A 5,307-nucleotide genomic window follows, 5' to 3' on the forward strand; every position below is an offset into this window, starting at 1 on the left:
CGTGCCGATTCGCTCGGCCTGTCGCAGCTGCACCAGTTGCGGGGTCGCGTGGGCCGAAGTCGCGAGCGCGGGTACGCGTACTTCCTGTACCCGACGGAGAAGCCGCTGACCGAGATGGCCTACGACCGGCTGGCCACCATTTCGCAGAACTCCGATCTCGGCGCCGGTATGGCCGTCGCGATGAAGGACCTCGAAATCCGTGGCGCCGGAAACGTTCTCGGCGCAGAGCAATCCGGCCATGTCGCCGGTGTCGGCTTCGACCTGTACGTCCGGCTGGTCGGCGAGGCGGTCGAGGCCTACCGCGCGGCCGCCGACGGCAAGCCGATCACGACCGGGGAAGAGGCCAAGGAGGTGCGCATCGACTTGCCGGTGGACGCGCATATCCCGCCGGATTACGTGACCAGCGACCGCCTTCGGCTCGAGGCCTACCGCAAGCTCGCCGCGGCGACCGATAATGCGGGCATCGAATCCGTCGTCGAGGAACTCGTGGACCGTTACGGCAGCCTGCCCGTGGAGGTGGGCCGCCTCATCTCGGTTGCGAAGCTGCGGCTGCTGTGCCGGGAGTACGGCGTCGAGGAGGTCGGCGTGGCCGGCACCCAGCTGAAGTTCGCGCCGATGCAGCTTCCGGACTCGAAGCAGGTTCGGCTCAAGCGGCTCTATCCGTCCGCGGCCTATCGCGCCACGACGGGCGTCGTGCAGTTGCCGGTGCCGCGGTCGGGCGGGATCGGATCGGATCGCCTGCGCGATGTCGGGCTGCTGCAGTACGTTGCCGACTTCCTGCTTGCCCTCGACGGCAAAGCGCCTGGCGCGGTGAACCTTTCGATGGGTGAACCAGCAGGCGCGGCCACATGACGGAACCGGGGGAGGGACTCGTCGAGGCCGTCGAGCTGATGGACCGGCTGTGGCGGTTCGGCGGCTGGGAGATCACCCAGACCCACGACTCACTGCGGCCCTACCTGCTCGAGGAGACCTACGAATTGCTCGACGCGATCGACACCGATGACCCGGAGTTGATCAAGGAAGAGCTCGGGGATCTGCTGCTGCAGGTCCTGTTCCACTCCCGGATCGCGCAGGATTCGGATCGGCCGTTCACGGTCGACGATGTCGCGGCGACTCTGGTGGCCAAGCTTGTGCACCGCAGCCCGCACCTGGGTGACGATCTGTCCGGTCCGATCGATATCGCCGAACAGGAACGCGCGTGGGAACTGCGCAAGGCCGCCGAGAAGGCGCGCAGGTCCTGTCTCGACGGGATCGCGATGGAGTTGCCGGCACTCGCGCTGGCCGAGAAGGTGCTCGGCCGCAGTGCCACTGCGGGATTCCCGGATGATCTTGTCCCCGACGAACTTCGGGTGGTGCGGATCGGCGAGCCGGGCAGTGCCGAGCAGCGCCTGCGTACCGCCGTCCTGTCCTTCGCCGAGCGTGTGCGCGCGGCCGAGGACCGCGCGGAAAGCGTTCGGGGGAACGTCAACCGCTCGATGCGGATGCATGGCGCAAGTACTGGCGGAGCTAACTCGGCGCCGCGCGCACTACGCGATACCCCGAGACGGCGTTCGCCGAGGCGAGCCGTATATGGTCCTGGCCAGCGCGCCGCCGTGCTGGCGTTCGCCGCGATGTGGTGCGAATGCTGGGGGGCCTTGCGCAACTCGGGGCACGGATTCGAGTAGTCCACTACTCACGCCGAGGTCGATGCGACGTCGTACGGTTCTACCGTGGACGGCCGGCCTCTAACTCAGGCCGCGGTTCGCATTGCCAGACGACTCGGAGCGGGCTGAAAGGGGCGACGCCAAATGACTGCGATCGATGCGCCCGGCGGATTTCGCGCACAGGTCTCGGACGCCGCGACGACGAGCGGACAGATTCTGCCGACCCGCGTCCAAGCCGTACTCGCCGCGCTTGCGGCGCTGACCGCCGCGGTGTTGAGCTTCGTGACCAGCTTCGAGATGGTGGACTGGTCACCCGCACAGGTCACAGTGGTCGGGACCGAGGCCGCCGCATTCTGGGGGTTGGTGGCCGCCGCAACCGCGCATTTCGTTCCCAACACCAAAAAGCAGCCGGTCGCACTTGCGGGTGCTGTAACCGCCTTCGCGTCGACGACACTGTCGTTGAATCTGAGCTTCGGATGGTGGGAGGTAAGTGAGGCGCAGAACGCGTCGCTGGTCGGTGTGGTGATTGCGTCGGTCGCGGCCGTGTCCGCTCTGATCGCACGATCCAACGTGACACCCATCGATGCGCCGCGTCAGCAAGCGAGTAATACCGGCGGATCCGGTATCCCGACCTAGCTGTGGGCGAGACCTTCGCATCTCGTCGAGTGGCAGAACAATCTGACGAATTGAACGGCAGGGGTGGCACGGTTATGAATAATCCGATTGGTTCCGCGAACGGCTCGCCGATGGCACCGGCAACCGCTACAAGGACATTCAAGAACATCGTGCTTTGCTTCGACGGCACCGACAACCAAATCCGGGCATATCGCAACACGAATGTCGTGAAGATCTTCCGCGCCCTGGAGAACCAGGATGGGGAACAACTCATGTACTACGACCCCGGAGTGGGGACATTTGCCTCGACGCGAGTGTGGTCTCCGCCGGGGCGGTGGGCCTCGAAGATGCTCGGCCGTGCTTTTGGGCTGGGCCTGAAAACCAATCTCGCCGAAGCGTATACGTTCTTGATGAACAACTGGGAGCCGGGCGACAAGATATTCATCTTCGGGTTCAGCCGCGGCGCCTTCAACGCTCGTGCGCTTGCCGGTCTCCTGAACAAGATCGGAATTCCGCGACGTTCCTCGGAAAACTTGATTCAATACGCCATTGATCTCTATGCACGCCGAAACTGGACTGACGAAGCCGAAGACAATGCGCACGAATTTCGCCGGACCGTTTGCCGGGCCGTCAAGCCGGACGCTGGTGAATCCGAAAGATATTGCGTCCCTATCGAATACCTCGGCCTCTGGGACACCGTCAACGCACCCGGTATCTTCCGTCGCAAGCTGAGCTTCCCCCACTCCGACAGCCTGGGGAACGTTCTGGCGGGAAGGCATGCGGTTTCCCTCGACGAGAATCGGCGCCCCTTCAAGGAAAGCCTCGTCACCAACGCGGCAATTGAGGAAGCCTGGTTCGCCGGCATCCACTCCGACGTCGGCGGTGGCTTCGCAGAACGCAAACTGGGCGACATATCTCTGCTCTGGGTACTACAAGGGGCAAGAGGAGCAGGGATCGTTATGCGTCGGACCGCGGACCTTCGCGAGCTTCCGGAGGTCGACTCGAGCTACGCCGAGGGCGTCCTCAACAAGAACGACAAGTTGTGGGCGCTGATCACGTACCGGACCCGTCGCCCGGCGCCATCGGCGAAGGTTCATGCGTCCGTAAGTGTCCGGCGGAACTCGGAGGCCTACCACAGTTATGGCGGCCACCTCGTGAACCCGTCCTGGGTCGCCACCGACTGGGCGGACTCAGCCTGGACGCGGGCCGAATAGTCCGATCGCATCTCTTACGGCAGCGGGCGAAGCAAGGGGCGTTCGGGCGCCGACGCCTGCAGGGCGGCGAGGGTCTCCGCCGACGGAGGGGCATTGAGGTACGCCACGAAACCGTCGAGCAGGGCGCTCACATGAAGGCCGTAGGCCAGGGTAGTCGCGCCGAGAACTCGCGCGCGGTGCCGATCGGCGCAGGCATGTACACACATCGCGGAGACCTGATGGATGCGATCGTCGCGCAGCGGTTGTGGGACGTGCGCGATCAACGAACCGACGTGGTCGACGTACGCACGCTGGAGTTCACGGTGGGCTCGAGGTAGTTCTTCCATCGGGTTGGCCGGGCCGAAGCGGAGCAGTTGCTCCAGAAACGGTAGGTAGTAACAGTTTTCGTCCTCGGCCAGCTCGATGAGCGGCAGTTGATTTGCCTCGATTACCGACCGTAGGTCCTCGGAATTCATTCGGGCCTGCAGCAGTTCACGCCGTCGCGACAGGTGCTCGACCCGATTGAGCAGGATCGCCCGAATCAAGCCTTCCTTGGATCCGAAGTGATACTGCACCGCCGACTTGTTGGCCGAGCCGGCCTCGGTGCCGATCTGGCGTAGCGGCACGCCATCGAGGCCGTGCTGTGCGAACAGGCGCTCCGCGGTCAGGACCAACTGCTGCTTCGCCGACGGCGCGAAGGGCCCGGGATCCGACTGCGACATGCGACTAGATTCGCACACTGGACAGATTAAGTCTTGAGACTTAACTTTGAGTCCATCGCATTCGAGAGGTGGATCCTTGTGACTGAAACGGCAACAGAGGTATTTCGCGAGGTCATGGCCGCCGAGTGGCCAGATGAGCCAGCGATGGCGGCAACAATGGCGGCGCGCCTGGATTTCGTGTTCGGCCGCGTCTGGCCGCGCCCGGGCCTGAGCCGCCGTGATCGTCGCTTCGTGACGCTGGCCTGCGTATGTGCGGCAGATGGCGTCGATGAAATCAACGACCATGTGTACGCGGCGCTCGCCAGTGGTGACATCTCCGCCGAGGAAATGCTGGAGTTCGTGCTGCATTTCGCGGTCTACTGCGGCTGGCCCAAGGGAGCCCAGGCCGAGGTTGCTGTGCGCACGCAAGCCGCACGACTGGCCGCCGAGCGGGGTGAGGACGTCGCGGCCGGTCGGCCTCTCCTCGAGTCGGCAACCCTCGGACCGACCGACCATGACGCGCGCCTCGCCGAAGGCGAACGTTGCTTCGGCGAAATCAACCTCGTGTCCCCGCCGCAGCGGGATTCGCCCTACTTCCAGGCAGGGATCCTGGCATTCGTCTTCGGCCATTTGTGGCAGCGACCGAATCTGGGCCGTCGCGAACGCCGCCTGACCACCATCGCCTGCGTCGGCGTTTCGGATGCCCTCGGCCCCATCTACTCCCATGTGGGCTCGGCGCTCGAGTCGGGAGACATCTCGGCCGACGAGATGAACGAGATCATCCTGCAGTTCTCCGCCTACAGCGGCTTCCCGAAAGGCCGCGTTCTCCAGCAAGCGGCCGACGCCGCGAACGTGCGGATTTCGCTTTCTCGAAAAGGCTAAAGGAGCAGAACATGTCAGCTGGACTCGAAGGACAGGTCGCCTTCATCACCGGCGCCGCGCGTGGCCAAGGCCGCGCACATGCAGTGCGGCTCGCCCGGGAGGGCGTCGACATCATCGGCGTTGACATCTGTGCCGATATCGCGACGACGGGCTATCCGAATGCGAGCGAAGCCGATCTCGAGGAAACCGCTCGGCTGGTGGAAAAGGAGGGCCGCACGATGGTGGCCCGCACGGCCGATGTGCGGATCTACGACCAACTGGTCGCCGCGGTTG

The 5,307-nt window shown here is 64.5% G+C and carries 5 protein-coding genes and 2 pseudogenes; 6 read left to right on the top strand and 1 reads right to left on the bottom strand.

Annotation, left to right across the window (positions count from 1 at the left end):
* The 4 genes and pseudogenes from A8G08_RS04085 to A8G08_RS04100 form a co-directional block, all read left to right on the top strand.
* Positions 1 to 852 (top strand): TRCF domain-containing protein (locus tag A8G08_RS04085; protein ID WP_342669633.1); only part of this gene is annotated, 852 nt, incomplete at its 5' end.
* A pseudogene (locus tag A8G08_RS04090) lies at positions 849 to 1,510 on the top strand (nucleoside triphosphate pyrophosphohydrolase). The gene A8G08_RS04085 and the pseudogene A8G08_RS04090, both read left to right, overlap by 4 nt.
* A 277-nt stretch (positions 1,511 to 1,787) precedes the next feature.
* On the top strand, positions 1,788 to 2,279 hold the full coding sequence (locus A8G08_RS04095) for a hypothetical protein (RefSeq protein WP_068270498.1): 492 nt from the start codon (positions 1,788 to 1,790) through the stop codon (positions 2,277 to 2,279).
* A gap of 2 nt (positions 2,280 to 2,281) precedes the next feature.
* Positions 2,282 to 3,472 (top strand): DUF2235 domain-containing protein, encoded by a 1,191-nt coding sequence (locus A8G08_RS04100; protein WP_157108399.1) that lies wholly within the window; start codon positions 2,282 to 2,284, stop codon positions 3,470 to 3,472.
* 14 nt (positions 3,473 to 3,486) lie between these two features.
* Here A8G08_RS04100 and A8G08_RS04105 read toward each other — a convergent pair whose 3' ends face one another.
* On the bottom strand, positions 3,487 to 4,173 hold the full coding sequence (locus A8G08_RS04105) for a TetR/AcrR family transcriptional regulator (protein WP_068270503.1): 687 nt from the start codon (positions 4,171 to 4,173) through the stop codon (positions 3,487 to 3,489).
* Positions 4,174 to 4,287: 114 nt separating this feature from the next.
* Between A8G08_RS04105 and A8G08_RS04110 the strand changes: the two genes are divergently transcribed.
* The gene (locus A8G08_RS04110) at positions 4,288 to 5,034 is read left to right on the top strand and encodes a carboxymuconolactone decarboxylase family protein (RefSeq protein WP_068270505.1); all 747 of its coding nucleotides are present in this window, start codon (positions 4,288 to 4,290) and stop codon (positions 5,032 to 5,034) included.
* Between the two features lie 11 nt (positions 5,035 to 5,045).
* A pseudogene (locus A8G08_RS04115) lies at positions 5,046 to 5,307 on the top strand (SDR family mycofactocin-dependent oxidoreductase); the annotation flags it as partial.

The organism is Aldersonia kunmingensis (assembly GCF_001646865.1).
Taxonomy (GTDB): domain Bacteria; phylum Actinomycetota; class Actinomycetes; order Mycobacteriales; family Mycobacteriaceae; genus Aldersonia; species Aldersonia kunmingensis.